At 60.0% G+C, this 19,299-nt stretch carries 19 protein-coding genes and 1 tRNA gene; 5 read left to right on the top strand and 15 right to left on the bottom strand.

The window, feature by feature from the left end:
* Positions 1–178: 178 nt before the first annotated feature.
* Positions 179–1,063 carry a DMT family transporter gene (locus ACR0K9_RS09615; protein WP_480533446.1) on the top strand — a complete coding sequence of 295 codons (885 nt, stop codon included), beginning with the start codon at positions 179–181 and terminating at the stop codon, positions 1,061–1,063.
* Here ACR0K9_RS09615 and uvrC read toward each other — a convergent pair.
* From uvrC to ACR0K9_RS09575, 8 genes are all read right to left on the bottom strand, one after another.
* Positions 1,060–2,934 (bottom strand): excinuclease ABC subunit UvrC, encoded by a 1,875-nt coding sequence (gene uvrC, locus ACR0K9_RS09610; RefSeq protein ID WP_480822675.1) that lies wholly within the window; start codon positions 2,932–2,934, stop codon positions 1,060–1,062. The two genes, ACR0K9_RS09615 and uvrC, sit on opposite strands and share 4 nt — an antisense overlap.
* 290 nt (positions 2,935–3,224) lie before the next feature.
* A complete protein-coding gene (locus tag ACR0K9_RS09605) occupies positions 3,225–4,004 on the bottom strand; it encodes an SDR family oxidoreductase (protein WP_480822631.1) in 780 nt (259 codons plus the stop codon).
* A 17-nt stretch (positions 4,005–4,021) separates the two neighbouring features.
* Positions 4,022–4,984 (bottom strand): calcium/sodium antiporter, encoded by a 963-nt coding sequence (locus ACR0K9_RS09600; RefSeq protein WP_480822629.1) that lies wholly within the window; start codon positions 4,982–4,984, stop codon positions 4,022–4,024.
* A complete protein-coding gene (locus ACR0K9_RS09595) occupies positions 4,981–5,151 on the bottom strand; it encodes a hypothetical protein (protein WP_480822627.1) in 171 nt (56 codons plus the stop codon). The genes ACR0K9_RS09600 and ACR0K9_RS09595 overlap by 4 nt, the downstream gene beginning before the upstream one ends.
* A gap of 1 nt (position 5,152) precedes the next feature.
* Entirely contained in the window at positions 5,153–5,950 is a 798-nt protein-coding gene (locus ACR0K9_RS09590) for a S49 family peptidase (protein WP_480822625.1), read from the bottom strand.
* Positions 5,951–6,054: 104 nt separating this feature from the next.
* Positions 6,055–6,816 (bottom strand): ABC transporter permease, encoded by a 762-nt coding sequence (locus ACR0K9_RS09585; protein WP_480533454.1) that lies wholly within the window; start codon positions 6,814–6,816, stop codon positions 6,055–6,057.
* The gene (locus tag ACR0K9_RS09580; protein ID WP_480822623.1) at positions 6,813–7,742 is read right to left on the bottom strand and encodes an ABC transporter ATP-binding protein; all 930 of its coding nucleotides are present in this window, start codon (positions 7,740–7,742) and stop codon (positions 6,813–6,815) included. Before ACR0K9_RS09580 ends, ACR0K9_RS09585 begins: the two co-directional genes overlap by 4 nt.
* 91 nt (positions 7,743–7,833) lie before the next feature.
* Positions 7,834–8,349 carry an SRPBCC family protein gene (locus ACR0K9_RS09575; protein ID WP_480822621.1) on the bottom strand — a complete coding sequence of 172 codons (516 nt, stop codon included), beginning with the start codon at positions 8,347–8,349 and terminating at the stop codon, positions 7,834–7,836.
* 138 nt (positions 8,350–8,487) lie between these two features.
* Between ACR0K9_RS09575 and ACR0K9_RS09570 the strand changes: the two genes are divergently transcribed.
* Positions 8,488–9,582, top strand: coding sequence for a CaiB/BaiF CoA transferase family protein (locus ACR0K9_RS09570; protein ID WP_480822619.1), 1,095 nt, complete (start codon positions 8,488–8,490; stop codon positions 9,580–9,582).
* 56 nt (positions 9,583–9,638) lie between these two features.
* Here the strand turns inward: ACR0K9_RS09570 and hemE are convergent, their stop codons facing one another.
* Positions 9,639–10,673 carry a uroporphyrinogen decarboxylase gene (hemE, locus tag ACR0K9_RS09565; RefSeq protein ID WP_480822617.1) on the bottom strand — a complete coding sequence of 345 codons (1,035 nt, stop codon included), beginning with the start codon at positions 10,671–10,673 and terminating at the stop codon, positions 9,639–9,641.
* 107 nt (positions 10,674–10,780) lie between these two features.
* Between hemE and hemC the strand changes: the two genes are divergently transcribed.
* Positions 10,781–11,737 (top strand): hydroxymethylbilane synthase, encoded by a 957-nt coding sequence (gene hemC, locus ACR0K9_RS09560; RefSeq protein ID WP_480822615.1) that lies wholly within the window; start codon positions 10,781–10,783, stop codon positions 11,735–11,737.
* A gap of 227 nt (positions 11,738–11,964) precedes the next feature.
* On the opposite strand, the gene ACR0K9_RS09555 is transcribed toward hemC, so the two are convergent.
* Both ACR0K9_RS09555 and ACR0K9_RS09550 read right to left on the bottom strand, forming a co-directional pair.
* On the bottom strand, positions 11,965–14,199 hold the full coding sequence (locus tag ACR0K9_RS09555; RefSeq protein WP_480822614.1) for a CHASE2 domain-containing protein: 2,235 nt from the start codon (positions 14,197–14,199) through the stop codon (positions 11,965–11,967).
* A gap of 48 nt (positions 14,200–14,247) precedes the next feature.
* The gene (locus ACR0K9_RS09550; RefSeq protein ID WP_480822612.1) at positions 14,248–15,213 is read right to left on the bottom strand and encodes a FecR family protein; all 966 of its coding nucleotides are present in this window, start codon (positions 15,211–15,213) and stop codon (positions 14,248–14,250) included.
* A 307-nt stretch (positions 15,214–15,520) separates the two neighbouring features.
* Here ACR0K9_RS09550 and ACR0K9_RS09545 point away from each other — a divergent pair.
* Positions 15,521–15,610, top strand: a tRNA-Ser gene (locus ACR0K9_RS09545).
* 186 nt (positions 15,611–15,796) lie between these two features.
* Complete coding sequence (gene map, locus ACR0K9_RS09540) at positions 15,797–16,609, top strand: type I methionyl aminopeptidase (RefSeq protein ID WP_480822610.1); 813 nt, start codon at positions 15,797–15,799, stop codon at positions 16,607–16,609.
* Here map and ACR0K9_RS09535 read toward each other — a convergent pair.
* The 4 genes from ACR0K9_RS09535 to ACR0K9_RS09520 are packed head-to-tail and all read right to left on the bottom strand — an operon-like array spanning position 16,597 to position 19,204.
* Entirely contained in the window at positions 16,597–16,794 is a 198-nt protein-coding gene (locus ACR0K9_RS09535; RefSeq protein WP_480822608.1) for a hypothetical protein, read from the bottom strand. The genes map and ACR0K9_RS09535 overlap by 13 nt on opposite strands.
* Positions 16,795–16,801: 7 nt before the next feature.
* Positions 16,802–17,437: an HAD family hydrolase gene (locus ACR0K9_RS09530; protein WP_480822606.1), complete on the bottom strand. Its 636-nt coding sequence runs from the start codon at positions 17,435–17,437 to the stop codon at positions 16,802–16,804.
* Between the two features lies 1 nt (position 17,438).
* Complete coding sequence (gene rsmD / locus ACR0K9_RS09525; protein WP_480822604.1) at positions 17,439–17,996, bottom strand: 16S rRNA (guanine(966)-N(2))-methyltransferase RsmD; 558 nt, start codon at positions 17,994–17,996, stop codon at positions 17,439–17,441.
* The gene (locus ACR0K9_RS09520; RefSeq protein ID WP_480822602.1) at positions 17,993–19,204 is read right to left on the bottom strand and encodes an NAD(P)/FAD-dependent oxidoreductase; all 1,212 of its coding nucleotides are present in this window, start codon (positions 19,202–19,204) and stop codon (positions 17,993–17,995) included. The genes rsmD and ACR0K9_RS09520 overlap by 4 nt, the downstream gene beginning before the upstream one ends.
* Positions 19,205–19,299: the final 95 nt, after the last annotated feature.

Raw genomic sequence — 19,299 nt, 5'->3', positions numbered from 1 at the left:
GAACTCTACATCGCCGGTTCAGGACATAAAAGATGGCGCCGCGAAAAACTGACCGGATCACGGGTAGTTGCGGCACTGTTTGCATTTGGGTTGCAAGCCCGAGCGCGCGGCAAGATACCCCCTGGGTAGGCGGCTGCCTTGCAGTCAGTCCGGCACCCGGTTTCAAAGCAGCAAAGCAATGACGGCCCATATTCAAACCGACCCCCGATCTAACCTGATCGGCAGCGCCTGGATGATCTCGGCGATGGCGCTTTTCGCGCTGGAAGACGCATTTCTAAAAGGCGCTTCGGCCTCCCTGCCGATCTGGCAGATCCTGCTTTTGTTCGGCGCGGGCGGCGCATTGATTTTTTCGGCTTTGGCATATGCGCGCGGGACGCGGTTGTTTCAACCGGACGTGCTCTCGCGCCCCATGAAAGTTCGGGTGCTGTTCGAAATCTTCGGGCGGCTGTTCTACGTTCTGGCCATCACGCTGACACCGCTGTCTGCGGCGACCGTTATCCTGCAGGCAACGCCCCTAGTCGTCGTCGCCGGAGCCGCCCTGTTCTTCGGCGAAACGGTCGGCTGGCGACGGTGGAGCGCCATTCTGATCGGGCTGATTGGCGTGCTCGTGATCATCCAACCGACCGGAGACAGCTTTTCGGCCCTATCCATCCTTGCGGTACTGGGAATGCTGGGCTTTGCCGGGCGCGATCTGGCAAGCCGCGCCGCACCCGCAACGCTGGGAACCGAAGTGCTGGGTTTCTACGGCTTTGTCTGCATCATCGTGGCCGGATTGGCCTATCGGTTCTGGGAAGGCACACCGATGGCACCCTTGGACCTGCAAACCAGCCTGCATGTGGGTGGGGCGATCCTGATGGGTACCGCCGCCTATGCATCATTGATGAAGGCCATGCGCACAGGCGAAGTATCCGCCGTCACACCGTTTCGTTATTCACGCCTGCTGTTTGGCGTCGCCCTGGGTGTGATCCTGTTTGGCGAGCGTCTGGACCAGACCATGTGGATCGGCAGCGCGCTGATCGTGGCTTCGGGGCTGTACATTCTGTGGCGAGGTCGGCGCGCCTAACCCTTGTCGTGGAAGAAGTCATAGACCTTCTGCGCCAGTCCGGCCGAAATCCCCTCGACCGCTTTCAGGTCCGCCAGATTGGCGCGGCTCACCGCCTTGGCGCTGCCGAAATGGGCCAGCAAGGCCCGTTTGCGCGCCGCGCCCACGCCGGGGATTTCATCCAGAGGTGTTGCCCCGACGGCCTTGGCGCGTTTGGCCCGGTGAGTTCCAATGGCGAACCGGTGTGCCTCGTCCCTGAGACGCTGGATAAAATACAACACCGGATCGTTGCGTTTCAGCGCAAAGGGGCGCTGGCCGGTCCGGTGAAACTCTTCCTTGCCGTGGTCGCGGTCGACGCCTTTGGCGACGCCGACCATCGGGATGTCCTCGACCCCGTGTTCGACCATGATCTCATGCACGGCGCTCACCTGCCCGGCGCCGCCGTCGATCAGCAGCAGATCGGGCCATAGCCCCTTGTCGCGATCCGGGTCTTCCTTTTGCAGACGGGTGAAACGGCGGGTCAGGACCTCTTTCATCATGCCAAAGTCATCACCAGGCGTCAGGTCGTCGCCCCGGATATTGAACTTGCGATAAGCGTTTTTCATGAACCCTTCGGGGCCAGCCACGATCATGCCGCCAACCGCATTTGTGCCCTGAATGTGAGAGTTGTCATAAACCTCGATCCGGCCCGGAGGCGCATCCAGATCGAACGCCTCGGCCACGCCGCGCAGCAGTTTGGCCTGCGTTGCGCTTTCCGACATGCGCCGCGCCAGCGATTCCCGGGCGTTGCGCAGCGCTCCGGCCACCAGTTCCTGTTTCTCACCGCGCTGAGGCACGAGGATTTCAACCTTGCGGCCCGCCTTTTCGGTCAGCGCCTCCTGCATCAGGTCGGCGTTTTCGATGGCGTCGGACAAGATCAACTGCCGGGGTGGTTCCTTGTTGTCGTAGAACTGGCCCAAAAAGGCCTCCATCACCTCGGCAGGCGATACATCCAGGCCAACACGCGGATAGAAATCCTTGTTGCCCCAGTTCTGGTTCGCGCGGATGAAAAACACCTGCACACAGGCCTGACCGCTGTCCATATAAAGGCCGATCACATCCGCTTCGGCCACGCCGCGCGGGTTGATGCCCTGGCTGGTCTGAACCTGCGTCAGTGCCCGGATACGGTCGCGCAGACCGGCGGCGCGTTCGAACTCCATCGCCTCGGATGCGGCCATCATCTGTTCAGCCAGATCCTCTTGCACCTTGGTCGACCGGCCTGACAAGAACCGTTCCGCATCGCGAACGCTTTCGCGGTAGTCGGCTTCGGAGATCAGGTCCACACACGGTCCCGAGCAGCGTTTGATCTGATACAGCAGACAAGGCCGTGTACGGCTGTCAAACATCGAATCCGAGCAGTTGCGCAGCAGAAACGCCTTTTGCAGCTGGTTCAGCGTCCGGTTCACCGCGCCCGCGCTGGCGAAGGGACCAAAGTAAGCGCCCTTCTCCTTTTTTGCACCGCGATGCTTCTTGATCTGCGGAAAGGCATGATCCTTGGCGACCAGAATGTTCGGAAAGCTTTTGTCGTCCCGCAGCAGTACGTTGTATTTCGGCTTGAGCTGTTTGATCAGGTTCTGTTCAAGCAGCAGCGCCTCGGTCTCGGTCCGGGTGGTCAGAAACATCATTGAGGCGGTCGCGGCAATCATCTTCTCGATCCGTCCGGAATGTCCGGGCCGTGTATAATTCGACACCCGCGCCTTCAGGTTCCGCGCCTTGCCCACATACAAAACCCGGCTGTCGGCATCCAGCATCCGATACACGCCGGGCGAACTGTCCAGCGTTTTCACATAGCGCTGGATACAGGCATAGCCGGTAGGTTGAGAGGCGGTGTTGGAATCGCTGTTGGCGGTCATGGCTCTGAGATATGATTCTCTGTCCATGGCTGCAATCTTGAGCGCGTCAGATCAAGAGAAAACAAATCCACGGCTTCTGTGGATAACTGTGCAGATAACTTCGGACGGCCTGCGAAATCCCCTTGAATCATTGCCGTTTCGTTGAACTGCACAAAAAATAGGCACTTAGTTAACGCTCTGTTTTTAAAGGTAATATTTTTACCTAGGCAACAAGTACATGAAAAATAAGACAATTTTGTAACGCGTCGGTAACAGGAATGAGAGCGGTGCAAAACTTGCAGCGATTATGTCTATTCTACGCCCAGAACGTCCGGCGTCTGCCAGCCCAGATGCTGCCCGCCATCGACACATAGCAACTGTCCCGTGACTGCGTGCGCATCCAGAAAATATCCCAACGCTGCGGTGATATCCGACGGGTTTGCGCCCCGTTCAAGCACGGTGTTCTGACGCTGTGCCCTGAAATGACTGTCGCTTTGGCGATGACCCTGCAGCGTCGGGCCTGGGCCGATGGCGTTGACACGAATGGCCGGCGTCAGCGCCTGCGCGGCGGTGCGGGTCAACGCCCACAGACCCATCTTGGCGATGGTATAAGACATGAACTCGGGCGTCAGTTTACGCACTCGCATGTCGACCATGTTCACGATCAGACCGGTCGCCTGCGGCTCTCCCATCGCGTCAGGTTCGGGTTGCAGCCCCTGATCGGCCATGGCCTGCGTCAGAACAAAGGGGGCGCGCAGGTTGCTGTCGAGATGCCGGTCCCAGCTTTCGCGGGTCGCAGTGCGGATGTTGTCGTATTCAAAGATCGAGGCGTTGTTGACCAGACAGGTGATCGGACCACCCAGAGCTTCGGCCGCGCGGGGTAGCAAAGTGGTCACCTGTGCCTCGTCCAGCAGATCGGCGGGCAAGGCCACGGCGTTGCGTCCCAGCGCCTTGATCTCGGCCACGGTGTCCTGCGCCGCGTCGCCTGAGGTTGCATAATGCACCGCCACATCCATGCCGCGCCCAGCCAGATACAGGGCCATCGCCCGCCCCAGCCGAATTCCGGCGCCGGTCACCAGTGCTCGGGTCATCGCAGTCCTCCGTCAGGTCACGCCAGCAAACTGACTATGTATACGACATAGAGCAAGGTCAGGATCATCCCCCAGGCGCGTGTGATGTCCTTTTTGAAGAACACGAACGGGATCAGCAGCAGGGATGCGCCCAGCATAACCCAGAGGTCGAACCGCAGGAATTCGGGATCGACGGGAATGCGGCCAAACAGCGTGGCAATTCCGACGATGGCCAGCAGGTTGAACATGTTTGACCCGATCACATTGCCCAGCGCCACATCCGCCTGACGGCGCAGCGCGGCCATCACGGTGGTGGCCAATTCGGGAAGCGAGGTGCCCACGGCTATCAGCGTCAGACCGATCACCGTTTCGCTAACGCCATAGGTCCGGGCAATGATGGTTGCGTTGTCCACCAGCAGATGCGCCCCCAGAGGCAGACCGATCAGGCCCAGAATCAGGTAAACCGCTACCTTCCAATAGGGCATGTCGGGGTCTGCTTCTTCCAGACCCTCAAGCTCATCCTCGTCGGCGCAGGCCTCGCCACAGGCCTTGCGATGGGCCTTGGCCTCGCGGAAGGCATTCATCAGAACCAGCGTCAGCGCCGCCAGAAGGATCGCACCGCTGAACAGGTTGAACACCCCGCAAAAGGCCAGCCCGATAAACAGGACCGAGGCCAGCAGCATGAAGACATAGTTCCTGCGGCTGTCACACTCGCTTGTGTGCAGCGTCGCCAGCAGCGCAGGCAGGCCGAGAACCAGCAGAATATTGGCGGTATTCGAGCCCACGACATTGCCCAGCGCGATGCCGGGAGCGTTTTCTTTGACTGCGCTGATCGCGATCAGCAACTCGGGTGCCGAGGTGCCAAAGGCCACGATGGTCAGGCTGACGATCAGTGCGGGCACACCCAGACGCAGGCTGAGATTCACCGCCCCCCTGACCAGCGCGTCACCGGCCAGCAGCAGAATCAGCAGACCCAGACCAGAGAACAGCCATGCCGTCATCCACGGCCCCCCTTTTCACATAGGCAGGGTCCCTTGCCGATCCGAAACCGCCCGCAGCGCGGACATTTGGCGGAACTCAGCTTTTTCTGCCCCGGAAAGCGCAGCTTGCCGAACATTGCCAATACGCCCATGGCAATCAGGAACAGGGTGACGGCCTTGATGATCACGTTACAACCCGAACCGCGCAAAGGCTGCGCGTTCCTCCAGCCCTGCGATTGCGTCCTCGGCCAGCGAGGCCCCTAAACGTGACCAGATCGGCTTGCGCAGCCCATAGCGGCGGAACTTGACCTTGTCGCCAAAACGTTCCTGCATCTTGGGTTTCAAATGCGCGATGCCGTCGATCAGGCCCAGCTCCTGCGCGCGACGGGCCAGCCAGACCTCGCCGTTGAACAGGTCGGCATCGGCATCCAGCCTGCCGTCCCGGCGTGATCTGACATGGGTGATGAAAGTCTCATGGATGTCGCCCAGCAGCACCTTGAGCCGCGCGACGTCCTCTTTCTTTTCGGGTGCAAACGGGTCGAGCATCGACTTCGACGTGCCTGCCGTATGAACGCGCCGCTCAATTCCCTGCCGGGCCAGAAACACATGCGCGCCGAACCCCGACGAGATCACCCCGATCGAGCCCAGAACCGAGCTTTCGTCGGCATAAATTTCATCCGCTGCGGCGGCCAGCCAGTAACCACCCGAGGCAGCAACGTCTTCGACAAAGGCATAGACGGGGATTTCCAGTTCATCCGCCAGCCGCCGGATGCGCGCCCCGATCAAAGAGCTTTGAACTGGTGATCCGCCCGGCGAGTTGACCTCAAGCGCGACGGCCGCAGGCTTGCCTTTGCGAAAGGCTTTTTCCAGCACGGGTGCCAGCGCGGTGGCATTCATCGATCCACGCCCCGCCATTCCGATGGCACCGGACAGACGGACCACGGCCACACTGGGCTGCTTTTTCAGGAACGGCAGGCTTAGTTTCATGGAAGCCGATGTAGAGGGCGCCCGGGCCGTTAACAAGGGACAGGCCGCGCCATAACCGCGACGTGAACCAATTTCCCACACCCGATGGGCAAAAATGCAACGCCCTAGCTGCGGATGCGCCAACCGGTTTTGAAGATCCAGCCGATCACCGCAAGACACAGCCCGGTAAAGGCCAGGATGGCCAGCAGGCTCCAGAAAATCGGAACATCCGCGATGCCATAGAAGGACCAGCGGAAGCCTGAAATCAGATATACCACCGGATTGAACAGCGTGATCGTCTGCCATACCGGCGGCAGCATCGAGATGGAATAAAACGTGCCTCCAAGGAAGATCAGCGGCGTCACAACAAGCTGCGGGATCAGCGACATTTGCTCGAAATTGCTGGCCCAGATACCGACGATGAATCCCAGCAGGGAAAAGCTGAGGCAGGTCAGAACCAGGAAAGCGATCATCGCCAACGGATGTTCGATCCGTATCTCGACAAAGAAAGTCGCCGTGATCAGAATCACGATCCCCACGAACAGCGCTTTGGTTGCCGCAGCGCCAACATACCCGATGACGATTTCGATGAAATTGATAGGCGCCGAGAGCAATTCATAGATCGTGCCCAGAAACTTCGGGAAATAGATCCCGAATGAGGCGTTCGAAATTGCCAGCATCACCACCGACAGCATGATCAGCCCCGGCACGATGAAAGCGCCGTAAGACACGCCCTCGACCTCTTGAATGCGGCTACCAATGGCAGTTCCAAACACCACGAAATACAGCGAGGTCGACAGCACCGGCGACAGGAAGCTCTGCGCCAGCGTGCGGAAAAACCGCTGCATCTCGAACCGATAGATGGCGGCAATAGCGGACCAGTTCATGCGGCCTCTCCCGACACCAGATTGACGAAAATCTCTTCAAGGCTTGACTGCCGGGTCTGCACGTCACGCAGCACCAGACCGGCCTGCGCCACATCATTCAGCAATGTAGTGATCCCGGTGCGCTCGGCATGGGTGTCATAGGTATAGATCAACACATCGCCATTACCGTTCAGGATCAGCTGATGCTCGGACAGGCTGTCGGGGATTGACTGAATGGGTTCGGTCAACATCACCTCGATCTGCTTCTTGCCCATCTGTGCCATCAGGGTGTTCTTGTCCTGCACCAGCAGCAGCTCGCCCTTGTCGATGACACCGACCCGATCGGCGATGGCCTCGGCCTCTTCAATATAATGGGTGGTCAGGATGATGGTGACCCCGGCCCGCTTCAGCTCGGCCACGATCTCCCACATGTCCTTGCGCAGTTCGACATCCACACCGGCGGTTGGCTCGTCCAGAAACAGCACGCGCGGCTCGTGGGCCAGCGCCTTGGCAATCAGCACCCGGCGTTTCATGCCGCCCGACAATTCCTTGATCGCGTTTTTTCGTTTATCCCACAAAGACAGCTTGCGCAGGATTTCCTCGATCCGCGCATTATCGCGCCCGTGACCAAACAGGCCGCGCGAGAAGCGGACGGTGTTCCAGACCTTCTCGAACGGCTCCAGTGCGATTTCCTGAGGCACCAGACCTATCATCTTGCGCGCGGCGCGAAAGTCGGTCTGGATATCGTGCCCACCCACCGTCACCGACCCCGAAGTTGGCGTGGTTATTCCGCACACGGTCGAGATCAGGGTCGTTTTGCCCGCGCCATTAGGACCCAGCAGCGCCAGAATCTCGCCTTCTTCGATGTCCAGAGACACGCCTTTCAGCGCCTCAAAGCCACCGTCATAGGATTTGCGTAAATCCCGGATGGATAAAATCGTTGTCATGCGGTCCCTCGTTCTGACCCCGGAGCCTATCGCGCCAGACCGACAGGGAACAGCCCCCTTACGCACAGAAGTCTGCGCACCAACGCAGAGGTCAATCGCGCCCTGTCAAACGCCTCAGCCAGCCGGTCTTGCCCTCGCCTTCCGGCGCTTCATCCTGCGGCTCGGGACCATCGAAATGCGCTTGCAGGTTGGCAAAGAACTGGTCCGCCATCTTTTTGGCGAATCCGTCGATCAGACGGCTTCCCAACTGCGCCAGTTTGCCGCCAACCTTGGCCTCGACCTCATAGGTCAACACGGTTCCACCCGCGTCGGTGGGCGCCAACATCACATGCGCGCTGCCCTTGGCAAAGCCCGCGGCACCGCCCTTGCCTTCACCTGCTATGGTCAAACGCTCGGCCTCGACCATATCGGACATTGCAACCGTGCCTTTGAACGTTGCCTTCACCGGACCGACCTTTTGCACAACAGTCGCCTGATAACCGTCCGCTGGATTGCCGGTAATCTCTTGTGCGCCACCGATGCAGGCTTTCAGCACCTCCGGGTCCAGCAGAGCGTTATAAACGGCGGCGGGCGGGGCCTGAATCTCACGCGTGTCGTTAAGCTGCATCTGGCAAACCTCATTCGTAATACTGCGACCGGCCTAGCCCCGAAACGACAGCGCAAGCAACCCATTTGCATCCGGCTTCCGGATTCTCCGCTTGCATTCGCTACCCTGTGGCGAAACCTTGTCGTGCAGGAGGACCCCATGCTGGCAGGTTTGCGTATTATCGAATTCGAGGGGCTCGGCCCTGCCCCCTTTGCCGCCATGACACTGGCGGATATGGGGGCCGATGTGATCACCATCCACCGCAAAGGCGGCGCGATCACCCCCGGCATGCCTGAACGTTCACTGCTGGACCGCGGCAAACGCTCGATCGCGCTGGACCTCAAAGATGAGGGCGATCTGAACACAGTCAGACGCCTGATCGCCACCGCCGATGCGCTGATCGAGGGCTTCCGCCCCGGCGTGATGGAGAAGCTGGGCCTTGGCCCAGAACCTTGCCGCCACCTCAATCCAAAACTGGTCTATGGCCGGATGACCGGCTGGGGGCAGGACGCCCCCCTGTCCGAGGCCGCAGGTCACGATCTGAACTACATCGCCCTGTCAGGCGCACTGTGGTACGCATCCCAACCCGGCCAACCGCCGCAAACCCCCGCCACACTGGTCGGCGATATCGGCGGCGGTGCCATGTATCTGGTGGCGGGCCTTCTGGCCGGATTGCTCAACGCGCAGCGCACCGGACAAGGCACCGTGGTCGACGCGGCCATCTATGACGGCTCGGCCCATATGATGAACCTGCTGATGAGCCTGCGCCAAACCGGCAACCTCTCGGACACGCGCGGTCAAAGCCTGCTGGACGGGCCTCATTGGTGCCGCACTTACATCTGCGCGGATGGGGGGCATATCGCGGTACAGTGTCTGGAACCCAAATTCTACACCCGTTTTCTCGAGCTGCTCGGCCTTTCGCAAGATCCCGAGTTTACCCGTCAATATGACCGCGCCCTCTGGCCGAAACTGACAGAACGCCTCGCGACCCTTTTTGCTGCCGAACCGCGCGACCATTGGGTTGAGATATTCCATGGCACCGACGCCTGCGTCGCCCCCGTCCTGTCACCTGAAGAAGCTCTGGCTCACCCCATGAACACCGCGCGCCAAACGTGGATCGACCACGAAGGCACCAGACAGGCCTCTGCCGCCCCTCGTTTCTCAACACATGACTGGCACCCGAAACCCAGCCCGGAACGCGGAGAACACACGCAGGACATCCTGAACGACCTCCCGCCTGCTTCATCTGGCTAAAAATATCCCGGGGGTGAATTGGCCGCAGGCCAAGAGGGGCTGGCCCCCTCACACGCTCACTGCCCGCGCACTGTATCGATCATCAGTTGCACGTTCTCCGGATCTGCATCCGGGGTAATCCCGTGTCCCAGATTGAAGATATGCGGCCCGTTCGAAAACGCCTCGACAATGCGGCGCGTCTCATCGACCAGTGCCTGACCGCCCGTCACCATATGCGATGAGGCAAGATTGCCCTGCACACATCCATCCACCTGAACCTGCTCGGCAGCCCATTCCGGCGACACCGAATTGTCCAGCGCGACACAATCCACGCCGGTGGCCTTGGCAAAGCCCACATAGCCTTCCCCAGCCTCACGCGGGAATCCGATCACCGGAATGCCCGGATGGCGCGCCTTAATTGCCTGCGTGATCACGCGGCAAGGCTCTACCGCGTATTTCCGGAATGCCTGGCCCTTCAGCGATCCGGCCCAGCTGTCGAAAATCTTCACCACTTCTGCCCCCGCCTCGATCTGAGCCGACAGATACTCGATCGTCGCAAGGGTGATCCGCTCCAGCAGAGCCTCGAACAACGCGGTATTTTCTTCGCGCAGTGCGTGCGCAGGCCCCTGATCCGGCGTGCCGCGCCCGGCAATCATATAGGTCGCAACCGTCCAGGGCGCGCCGGCAAATCCGATCAGCGTCGTCTCGGACGGCAACTCCCGCGACAGGATGCGCACGGTTTCATAAACCGGTGACAATGTCTCGTGAATATCGGCGACCGGTTTCAGCGCATCGAAATCCGATTGCTGCGTGATGGTGGACAGGCGCGGGCCTTCACCGGTGACAAACCACAAATCCGCGCCCAATGCCTGCGGCACCAGCAGAATGTCGGCAAACAGGATCGCAGCATCAAACCCATAACGGCGGATCGGCTGCAAAGTGACCTCGGCCGCGAGCTCGGAGTTGTAGCACAGCGACAGAAAATCCCCGGCCTGCGCACGGGTCGCGCGATATTCAGGCAGATAACGTCCTGCCTGGCGCATCATCCAGATCGGCGGAACATCCTGAACCTCGCCCGCCAGCGCCCGCAGCAATTTCTTTGTCTCGGCCATACCTGCCCCCAATCTTCCGGTCTTGCGCAACGGGTCGGCCCTCAGTGGCAATTTGTCAAGCTCTGCCCCCATTGTCAGGGCAATGTGACGCGACTAAAGCTGTGCCTATGACTCTGACATTGCCAACCCCCGCATCACCTCTGAAAATCGGCACCCGTGGTTCGCCGCTGGCGCTGGCACAGGCGCACGAGACGCGCCAGAGGCTCAGCACCGCCTTCAGCCTGTCAGAAGATGCGTTCGAGATCGTGGTGATCAAGACCACCGGCGACAACCGCGCCATGATCGACGCGGACCGACCGCTGAAAGAGATCGGCAACAAGGGCCTCTTCACCAAGGAAATTGAAGAGGCGATGCTGAAAGGCGAGATCGACATCGCTGTGCATTCGACCAAGGACATGCCTGTGGAACAGCCCGAGGGGCTGGTGCTGGACACGTTCCTGCCGCGCGAAGATGTGCGCGATGCCTTTATCTCTCCAACCCTGAACTCAATTCATGACCTACCGCAGGGGGCGGTGGTCGGCACCTCGTCACTGCGCCGCCGGGCGCAATTGCTGAACCGCCGACCCGATCTGAACGTGGTCGAGTTTCGCGGCAATGTGCAGACCCGGCTGAAGAAACTGGCGGACGGCGTGGCCGATTGCACCTTTCTGGCCATGGCCGGTTTGCGCCGGTTGCAGATGGATGAGGTTCCCGCCACCGCGATTGCGCCCGAGGATATGCTGCCCGCCATCGCGCAGGGCACCATCGGGATCGAGCGGCGCAGCGCTGACAGCCGTGCCGCCGAAATGCTGGCGGCCATTCATGATGTCGAAACCAGCCAGCGCCTTGCCGCCGAGCGAAGCCTGCTGGCCGGGCTGGACGGCTCGTGCGAGACACCAATTGCCGGGCTGGCCCAGATCCGCGACGGGCAGTTGCATCTGCGCGGTGAAGTGCTGCGCCCTGATGGATCAGAAGCGATCTCTGACGAAGTCACCGGCGCCACCGAAGACGGGGCCGCACTGGGCCGGGCAATGGCGAAATCCCTGCTTAAACAGGCTGGTCCGGGTTTCTTCGACTGGCGCTAAGTCAATTTTAGTTAACTTATTTCATGTTAATGTGAACTGCTTCACTGTCACCCCTGTGGCGATGGTGCAGTATGAGTTTATCCCGATGAGGATAGAGGGTCAGTCTCGGATATATCGAAAGTTTTAGCCCGTTTTGTTTTAGATAGTATTCGAGGGGGCGAGATTGATCCTTCTGTCCGATTGAGGCGGGACGCAATCGATTACCGATTGCGTCCCGTTCTCTTTTTCTACTCCGCTGCTTTCTCTGCGCCACCGCTATGGCTAAACACAAGCATCTCTGCTTGCGGTTCGGACCGGAAGTCTGCGGTGCGCCCCGACAGCGATCGGTAGAAACTGGCGAGGCCGGGTTCGACCCTTGGCGCCTGGGTCAGGCATTCCTCACACAGGGCCGTCACGACATGCTGCGGCGTGCGGTCGCGAATGGCCTGCAACAGCAGCTCATGCGTGGCCTCCAGGGCCCGGAACTCAGCCGTCTCTGCCAGTGGCCGGTCGCCCACCAACACGAACACCGGTTCCGGTTCGCTTTTGCCTTTGAGGTCAACAAACCCCGCCTCTAGCAGCGCCAGATCCGCACCGGTCACCTTTTGAACCTCGTGCGAAACAAGGATGTCATAATCCACATGCCGGCAGTTCTGTTCGATTCTGGCCGCAACATTCACCACATCGCCGATCACCGTGTAATTGAAGCGGCTGCGCGATCCGATATTGCCGACGCAGGCCAATCCGGTCGCGCATCCGGTGGCCAAAGCGATTTCCGGATGGCCCCGCATGATGGGCGAGGCATTAAAGTCTTGCAGGGCGTGGCGCATTTTCAGCGCAGCCCAGGCAGCCCGGCAGGGGTGATCCTCGACCGGCAATGGTGCATTCCAGAACGCCATCACCGCGTCGCCGATGAATTTGTCGATGGTCCCCCGTTCGTCCAGAATCTGATCCCCGATTTTCGAGAACAGCTCATTCAGCAAGGTCACCAGATCGGTGGCCGAGACCGACTCGGACAAGGGCGTAAAGCCGCGAATATCCGAGAACATCACAGTAATCTCCTGCGATTCACCGCCCAGTTGCAACTGATGGCCGTTGGCTTCCATCTCATCGAGAATCTCGGGCGCAACGTAATGCGAAAAGGTCTGCCGGATCACCCGTTTCTCGCGCTCGGTCGAGGCAAAGAGGTATCCGGCCAGCAACCCGAAATTCGCCATGCCCCCGGCCAGCGGAAAAGTGGCGTCAAACAGAACCGACTGATTGTAGAACGCCAGCCAGCTGATCGCCATCACAACCGCAGCCGCAACCCCGCCCGCGACAAAGGATGCGACCGCGCCGAAGCTGGACATCACCACGGTGACCACTATGCCCAGAATGACAAAAGCCAGAAGCTCCAGAGCGGCGGTCACATCTGACCGGCTGAGCATCTCACCCGCCAATATCTGTTCAAGTATCTGAGCGTGAATCGACACGCCCGGAACCGATTCTCCCAACGCAGTCTGGTGCATGTCAAAGAGGCCTGCGGCGGACGTGCCCACCAAAATGATGCGGCCCTCGATTTCCGCACGCAAAGCCGGGTCGTCCGGGGTCTGCATGATCGCGTCAGCAGATAGGTATAACTCTGGCTGGTCTCGTCGGTACCTGACCCAAACCTCGCCATTTTCGGTTGTCGGCAATCGAAAATCCCCGACCTCAACCGCAAGCACGATCCCTTCCTCGTCAGAAGATCCTTCAACCAGTATGTAAGGCGCATCCAGAGCAATTCTCAAAGCTTCGATGCCCAACCCCGGCAGTGCTCCGTTCGGCCCGCCCCACAGCGCAGGGACGCGCCGCACGACCCCCATCCCGCCGATGGGCGAGACATTGACGCCTCCGATTCCGGCAGCGCTGCGATCCAGCGGCGGGGCAATTGACGTCCAATAAGGAACCGAAACCAGGCCCGCCGTTGGGTTTTCGCCGATCTCGACGATACCCGCTTTCGCGCTTATTTCGGTCCCTTCCTGCGAGGTTCGCGCGGCTGTGCCCATCACGACCGGCCACTGAGCGACCTCCAACCCGAACAAGGCATCGTAATCAATCTTTTGCGCATGGCGCTCTACGGTCAAAACTCCCTCAAGCGCCGGATCGTTGAGCAAACGCACGGGCGAGTATCTGTCGGGTTCGACAAACAACATATCAAAGGCGATCGCTGCTGCGCCGTTTTCCCCAAGGTTCCGGACCATCTGCGCCAATAAGGTGCGCGGCCACGGCCACTGCCCCCAGTTTGCCAGCGATTGTTCGTCTATATCCAGAACCCGGACAGGCAGATCCGGGTTGTATTCCCGTGGAGCCAGTCGCTGAAGCACATCGAAGTAGATCAAGCGCGTCATGCGCACGGGATAAGGGTCCAGAACCCTTATGAAGCAACCCAGAAGGATCAGGATCAGGCCCACAAGTCTGAAGCCCAGTCGTCGTCCAATTCTGTCTTTTATCTTACCCGCCACGGTCGCCTCCCTGGCGCAGGGGGAAAAGAACTCAAGTCCTTATCTGGCCTACCATCCCGCGGTCGCAGTCACCCCGCCCGCAGTCGCCGTTGCCTGCGCGCCTGATCCGGCAGAGGTTCCTCCGGATGGATTGGCCGAAACATTCGGGCCGCTCCCAGCGCTCACACCAGCGCCGGATGAAGCGCCCGATCCGGCGCTGGCCTGCGCGCCGGGATTGTTCCCACTTTCGCGCGACGGAGATTCGGCACGCGACCCGACCTCGCCTCGGGAGGCCACTTCGCGCTGTTTCTCCTCAACCCGCCCGGATCGCTCAGGGCGATCCGGCTCAACCTTTGGCAAGCTTGCCGTTTGCCCCGCACAGCCTTCAGCGCGGAACTGGAACGGGGGCAACAGGGTCTGCTGAGATCGGATAAACGGAAATCCGCCCTTCAGAGCCTTGTCATACTGCGCCCGGTCAACAGGGCGCCCGACCTGACCGCCCGAGTTGGTTGCGAACATGCTGCATTGACGGTTTGCCGAACGGCAGAATCCGTTTCGACCGCACATCTGGACAGTTCCTTCCAGCACCAGCATCGCACTTTGCTGCTGCGAGGTGATCCACAGATCGAAGGTGGTCCCGCGCACCGCCATCGTCGCGGTGGGCGTTTTGATCGAATAGGCCCGCTTACGGCTTTTGCCCGAGATGAAGCGAAAACTACCCCCAAGCGCCTGAACGGTGAAGCTTTTGGCCTTCCGATTGCCTCTCAGCATCGAGACGTCTAGGATCATCTTCGCGTTGGGGCCGACTGCAATCTTGGTTTCATCAACAAACAACAGCTGAACAACGCCCGTCTTGTTGGTTGAAATGGTATCGCCCGAGACCACCTGCATTCCTTCGCGCAGGCGAATCTTTTTGCCGGCACGGATTACATCCGCACCTTGTTTGACGCTCAGAACCTTTCCGATTGATGCGATGACCGGTGCCGGAGATGCCGCCAGGGCAATGATAACAAACAACAACTTCAACCAGGCCAAACCAAAGTTCCCTTCCCCCAAAGGTACCCATCGGGGTTTACGTTTACCCCGCGCCCGATATCTGTCGCCTCAGAATGCTAAATCTGAATAGTCTTGCAATAAATTAAATCTAAACAAATATGCGCTAAAACGAATGGTTTTTGCAAGCTTCCGGTTCAAACGGGCTCGATAGGGCCTCTCAGGCCGCGCATCCCTGATCTGACTGCGGACAGGGAACAGTGGTATTCTCTACCGGTTTTCAGAAAATTTCTGTCGGCATGGAAAATCGCCTTGTATCCCGCCAACTGCCAAGGATATACCGGCCAGCGGAGACGTGGCCGAGTGGTCGAAGGCGCTCCCCTGCTAAGGGAGTAGGCGGGAAACCGTCTCGAGGGTTCGAATCCCTTCGTCTCCGCCACCCATACGACGCTATCGCGGGTGCCATCTGTCAGAATTGTCTTGTTTTTGGGCGGGCAACGCATCGTTTTGGATGCAGCCACCCGGCTGATTGTTCACTCCGACAAAGTGACCCTGCGCCCTCTGGAACTTTCTGCGCAAGCAGCGTAAAAGGGGCGCTGCGCAGAACATTTGGAGCCCCGCACTGATGAAAGAACATCGTGGCCGTCTGACCAAGGACGGTATCCGCATTTACGAACAGGGTGACTTTGCCGGAATGCACACGGCAGGGGCACTAGCTGCGCGGATTCTGGATGACATTGCCGAGCATGTGTTTGTGGGCCAGACAACCGGCGCACTCGACGGGCTGATCACTCAGATGGTCGAGGATGCCGGCGCGACCTCGGCCACCATTGGTTACAAGGGCTATCAGCATGCCAGCTGTATCAGCGTGAACCACGTTGTATGTCACGGGATTCCCGGCGACAAGCGGCTGAAGGATGGCGATATCCTGAACATCGACGTGACCGTGATCGTCGATGGCTGGTTCGGGGATACCTCGCGCATGTATGTGGCAGGAAAGCTGCCGCGCAAGGCCGAGCGGCTGATTCAGGTGACCCATGACGCCCTGTTCAAGGGCATCGAGATGGTCAAGCCGGGCAACACCTTTGGTGATATCGGCCACGCCATTCAGGCCTATGTCGAGGCACACCGCATGAGCGTTGTGCGCGATTTCTGCGGCCACGGGCTGGGCCGTGTCTTCCACGCGCCGCCCAATGTGCTGCATTACGGGCGTCCCGGCACCGGCGCGGTGCTGGAAGAAGGCATGTTCTTCACTATCGAGCCGATGGTCAATCTGGGTCGTCCCGAAACGAAGACGCTGGCCGATGACTGGACCGCCGTAACCCGCGACAAGTCGCTGTCGGCACAGTTTGAGCATTCGGTAGGTGTGATCGCAGATGGGGTTGAGATTTTCACCCTGTCACCGGGCGGGAAGTATCACCCGACCTATTCGTCCTGATCGGCAGCCTGATCGCGCAGCAGTTTCAGCAGTAATGTTTCATCCCGCCAGGGGATGACGGCGTCGTGGATAAACACCGGCGCGCGCATCGGTCTGGTCGGCGGCCCGGTGGTGGTGTCGCTGTCTTTTGAGAAAGCCCAGAGCGGTGGAGTGATGGTGCGGTCCATAAGGTGACCATAGCACATTCCCGCCTCAGAGTCCCAAGAGCGCGGGCACCTGTGACATATCCGTGAAAACCTCGGCCCCCAGCGTCGCCAGCCGTGCGCCGTCATCATGTGGCGCATAGGCCAGGCAGCGCATATTGGCACGGATGGCAGCGGTGACGCCGTTTTCGCTGTCTTCGATGACGACCGGGGCAGTGGCTTTGAAATGCCGCGCCGCAGTCAGGAACAATGTAGGATCTGGTTTGCCACTACCCAGCACGTGGGCTGAGAACATGGCCTCTCTGAAGCGCTCCCACAGCCCGTTCTGACCCAATGTGATCTGCATTTTTTCAGGACGACCATTCGACGCGACGCAGAAAGGGATGCCGTGCGCATCCAGCCGTGCCAACAATTCCGGGATACCTGCGACCAATGGGGTTCCCGCGCGCAGCCTGGCGTAAATCTCCGAGTAGATATGATCCAACCAGTCATCGGGCAGGTCTGCCCCCAGATTTCGCGCCTTGTCGCGTACGCCCGTCATGGTGCCGCCGACAAACAGAAACATGCAGTCGGACAGGGACAGGTGCAGCCCATAGCCCGCAAGGTTGTCGACCAGGACCTGATTGGCAATGACCTCGCTGTCGACCAGAACGCCGTCACAATCGAAGATTACCAGATCGTGCATCTTAGGCCCCAGCGCGCCACATCAGCGAGATATGCGTGTCGCCGTATTTGCGCTTATCGTGCAGAGTGCAGCCCTCGGGCGCGGTCATAGGGGCGTTTTCCTCCCACACGATCAGCGCGTCCTTGGCCAGCCAGCCGCCTTGCAGGGCCGCAGCCAGTGCCTTTTGGCCCAGCGCTTTGCCATAGGGAGGATCGAGGAAAACCAGATCGCAGGCGGCGCCCGGGTTTTCGCTTAACCGGGTGGCATCGCGGCGGATCAAACTGGTCTGGCTGGCGCTTCCGGTCAGGTCGATATTCTTGCGGATCAGACCCTGCGCCGTGCGCCCATCATCCACAAAAGTGACATGCGCAGCACCGCGCGACAGCGCCTCAAGCCCCAGCGCGCCCGTCCCGGCAAACAGGTCGAGCACCTGCAAACCGTCAAAGTCAATCTGGTGGCTGAGGACGTTGAACAGGCTTTCCCGCACCCGGTCCGTGGTCGGGCGCAGATGGGCACCCGCGTCGCCTTTGCCAACCGAGGCCAAGGCCCGGCCCCGGAAGTTTCCGGCTATGATCCTCACGCCTTAAGCAGCGGTTTCAGGTCCGCGTCAGGGTTGGCCACCACTGCCGGATCGGCGGTTTTGCCCGCCTCGATCAGGCGTTTGCCGACCATGTAAGCGCGCGGGTCATTCATCGCATCGACCGCGATGAGTTGATCACCCTTATAGTACCAGAAGGACACCGTTGTGCCTTCGCCCTTGCGGGTCACGACACGGTCATAGCCCGTGTTCAGCCCGGCGATCTGCAGTTTGACGTCGTATTGATCCGACCAGAACCAAGGCGTTGCGATGTAATCCCTGGCAGCACCCAGCATGTTCTGCGCCACGATCTCGGCCTGATCGATAGCGTTCGGCACGCTTTCCAGACGTATACGGCCTTCGCCATGCGGGAACGAGGCGCAATCGCCCGCCGCCCAGATCGATGGGTCAGAAGTGCGGCCATGCGCATCGGTCTTGATGCCGTTTTCGAGCTCCAACCCGGCCAATTCGGCCAGCTGGGTCGACGGCGCGATACCGACGCCGACAACGACGAAATCCACCTCAAGCTCGGTACCATCGGTCAGAACCGCCCCGACCACCTTGCCGTTTTCACCGACCAGTCGATCCAGACCGACGCCTTCGCGGATGTCGGCCCCGTATTCCGTGTGCAGCGCGCGGAAATAGTCGCTGGTCTCTTTCGCGGCAACACGTTGCAGGATGCGTTCCGCCATCTCGACCAAAGTCACTTGGACCCCGCGCTTGGCACAAACGGCTGCGGCCTCAAGCCCGATATAGCCGCCACCCACGATCAGCGCGCGCGCGCCCTCGGTCACCCGAGGCTCCATCTCGTCGATATGGGTCAGATCGCGCACCACATGCACGCCCTCAAGATCGCCGCCGATGGCAGCGGGCAGGCGACGCGGGTCGGACCCGGTGGTCAGCGCCAGTTCGTCGTATTCGATGACCTCATCGCCGACAGTCACCGTCTTGGCCTGCGGATCGATTCCGGTCACACGCTGGCCCAGACGCACGGTGATGTTGTTTTCGGCATAGAAGCTCTCGGGCCTCAGAAACAGGCGTTCCAGTTCCATCTCGCCCAGCAGGTATGCCTTGGACAACGGCGGGCGTTGATACGGCAAATGTGGCTCGGCCCCGATCATGGTGATGTCACCTTCGAACCCGTCCTTGCGCAGCCGCGCTACCAAGGACGAACCGGCCTGCCCTGCCCCGATCACGACGATATGGCTCATGTTGTGCCTACCTTACAGAATATCCATGGTCTCTTTGTTGCGACCACCTATATTGCGGCAAAGCCCCATTCTGCAAATCCAAATGACAGGAGCCG

The sequence above is a fragment of the Ruegeria sp. L12 genome, from assembly GCF_056531745.1.
Note: the sequence above shows the minus strand (reverse complement) of the source record. Positions and strands in the feature narration are given on the sequence as shown.